The sequence below is a fragment of the Aquiflexum sp. genome, assembly GCF_041751335.1.
In the GTDB taxonomy this organism is placed as follows: Bacteria; Bacteroidota; Bacteroidia; order Cytophagales; family Cyclobacteriaceae; genus Aquiflexum.
This window is the reverse complement of sequence record NZ_JBGSXS010000358.1, coordinates 1-2,747: the sequence shown is the minus strand read 5'-3', so window position 1 is coordinate 2,747 and position 2,747 is coordinate 1. Positions and strand designations below refer to the sequence as shown.

The window sequence follows — 2,747 nt, the reverse complement described above, 5'->3', positions numbered from 1 at the left end:
TAGTGGTGCTGTCGCTCCCTGTTTACTGACCTGTCTTAGGTAATTAGGTTCAGGGAAACTTGTATTTTGGCGCTGTAGTTTAGGATAGTCTTTTTCATAAACATCAATGGCCTCCAAAATATGTCCAACCCTGCCATCATGAGGAGGGGAACTGATCAAACCCAAAATCTCAAATCTATCCGCATAGACCAGCAAATGTACCATTGACTGAAAATCATCCGGATCACTTCCTCCAATGTCTGTAGAAACGATTATTTTGGGTTTTTGGGCATCGACATTGATTGACATGCCCATGAATATGCTTAGGCAAACTATAAGGAATAATTGCTTTATCATTACTCAGTAAAGATTACAAATGATTTTTGTCTTAGGTAGATCTTTTTTATATTCCTCACATTAGGAGAAATAAATCAATAATTTCTATTCCTTAAATCTAAAAGATAAACAGTGATTTTTAAAATTTCCGCAAGTCGAAAAATGGCGGATTTTCTAACTATTGGGAAAAATACAACTAGTGTTTGGTAAGTTGTTTTTATGGAAAAAAGCCGGAACTAAAATCCCTTAACTAAGTTTATTCCTAACATCCCATTGATTGGTTAGGGTTTAAGTAAGTGATGAAAAGGTAGGTAAATATCCGTTTTTTACAATTGGCATCAATGTGTTTACCAAATAGTTTTATTCTGAATTATCAAACGAACATATCCATTTTCTAATCGAAGGGTTTCCTTTGGATAGCCGGACCATTTGGTGTATCCCCGAAATACATTTACCTCAAACTCTAACTCAACAACACTATATTTTTCAATTGTAGTTATATCAATTACCCTACAATAGGAATCCGCGTGACTATCATTGGGCAATTGTGATGGAAAAGATCTATGTTCCATATCATAGGATTGAAAATATCCTCCTTCCTCTGTAGAATGAGAAATTGTGACACCATCTTCATCATAATGCCTATCGAAATCCAAAACAAATTCATAATTTGGCTTCCTATATAGGTGTAGGGGATCATTTGTTAATATTAAGAAATTACCTTTCACCAATTCTTTCGAGTCTTTATGAAACTTTTCCCCTAAGCCAAATTTTGTATTGAATTTAAAAGAATTATAAGATTTTGAATACCAACCCCAATAGGATCCTAATAAAACTGAGTCAGGGTGATAATATTCAGGATTCTCTCGAGAATGGATAGATGCGTTCATCACTCCCGAAGTGGTGCTTTGGGTTAGGGAATAATGAACCCCATCTATATAGTAAGAAATAGAATCCATCGGCAGTCTTAATGACTCTTGAAAATCCTCTTCTACTGCCGTATCTATTGTAGAGCAAAATGAAAAGATAAATACAATGTATAGCAAACAAAAAGGAAATATGTATTTCATATAGGTAATATGTATTTGGATAATTGAAAAGCTTCTGCAAACGTAAATAAAATAAGTATATGATTTAAATTTCCCCAAAAAAAATCTCATGGTTGGTTATGAACCATTTAACATTGTTTACCCTCCAAAAAATCAGGTCTAAATTCTATCCAATAAAAGCTAAATTCCACAATCTAAAATTAACCCACGCCATGAATCACCTGATGGATAAACATCAATTTCTCTTTTACAGAAGCATTGATCACAAAAGGATACAGGTCTTTTGCGCCCATACTTCTATTCAGGCTGTTCATGGTAAAAGTCAAGGGGAGCCATAATTGGTATATGGTTTCAAAGTCATTGCAGAAATAGGCATTTTGGTCAATGACCGCAGATTTGACCTCTAGTTTCCTGGCGATATTAGGGTCTATGGACAAACCATAGGAATAGGCGGTTTCCAAGGTATCTACCATGTGCATGTAGTGTGCCCAAGTCTCAGCCCAACTTTCCCACGGATGCATGGTGGCATAGGCACTGATGTAATTTTGGGACCAATCAGCAGGAGCTCCATTTTTGTAGTAATGATTCAAAGCTTCCTGATAACTATATCTTTCATCGCCATAGATTTCTCTGAATTTTGGTAGGTTCTCTGTGCCGTCAATTAGCCTTTCCCAATAATAATGTCCTATCTCATGTCTGAAATGACCTAAAACTGTTCTGTAAACTTCATCCATATTGTTTCTAGCCATTTCTCTTTCCACATCATCAGCTTCTGCGATGTTCATGGTAATCAGTCCATTGGCATGACCTGTCATCACCCTTTGGCCATCAGGCATGGCGGAATCAGATTTGAAATTGAATGCCAATCCCTTTTCGTAATTGACAGATTTGGGGATTACGGGAAATCCCCACCTCAATAAAGCATAGATCAATCTGTGCTTTGCCAGTTCTATCACTTTCCATCTCGATAGGTATTCAGGTTTTGATAAGTCCGGAATGATTCTGTTGAGGGAGCAAGCAACACAGAATTTCTCAGGAATTTCGTTTGGAATTAGCCAATTGCAGACTCCGTATTGCTGATTGCTGCAATAGTGATAGCCTTTACCAGAAATAGATTCGGTTAAAGATCCATCTTGATGAAGATGCATGGAAACCATCTTAAGTTGGATGGGATCAAAACCTAATTTGTTTTGACATTTTAAACAATGGGTATTGTCAAAATACACCGGTTGACTACAATTATCACATTTAAAAACCTGCATGGATGGAATTTTTCAAGGGAACACTTCTAGTAAGGATATAATGAAAAATTAATCGATTTTATGTTTAGAATGGAAGGATTCTGTGATTTATGTAATTATTTTCAAATCAGTCTACAAACTG

3 protein-coding genes are annotated in these 2,747 nt (G+C 36.0%); all 3 read right to left on the bottom strand.

Annotated elements, in window-relative coordinates; translation table 11 throughout:
• Positions 1-288: nucleoside hydrolase-like domain-containing protein (locus tag ACEW8U_RS19610; protein ID WP_373523755.1), on the bottom strand; the 288-nt coding region annotated here is incomplete at its 3' end.
• A gap of 374 nt (positions 289-662) precedes the next feature.
• On the bottom strand, positions 663-1,385 hold the full coding sequence (locus ACEW8U_RS19605) for a hypothetical protein (RefSeq protein WP_373523754.1): 723 nt from the start codon (positions 1,383-1,385) through the stop codon (positions 663-665).
• A gap of 179 nt (positions 1,386-1,564) precedes the next feature.
• Complete coding sequence (locus ACEW8U_RS19600) at positions 1,565-2,626, bottom strand: putative zinc-binding metallopeptidase (protein ID WP_373523753.1); 1,062 nt, start codon at positions 2,624-2,626, stop codon at positions 1,565-1,567.
• Between the last annotated feature and the right edge of the window lie 121 nt (positions 2,627-2,747).

Bases quoted from the DNA above. Each gene is read 5' to 3' on its own strand.
- ACEW8U_RS19605 (WP_373523754.1), bottom strand. From the start codon at position 1,385: ATGAAATACATATTTCCTTTTTGTTTGCTATACATTGTATTTATCTTT.
- ACEW8U_RS19600 (WP_373523753.1), bottom strand. From the start codon at position 2,626: ATGCAGGTTTTTAAATGTGATAATTGTAGTCAACCGGTGTATTTTGAC.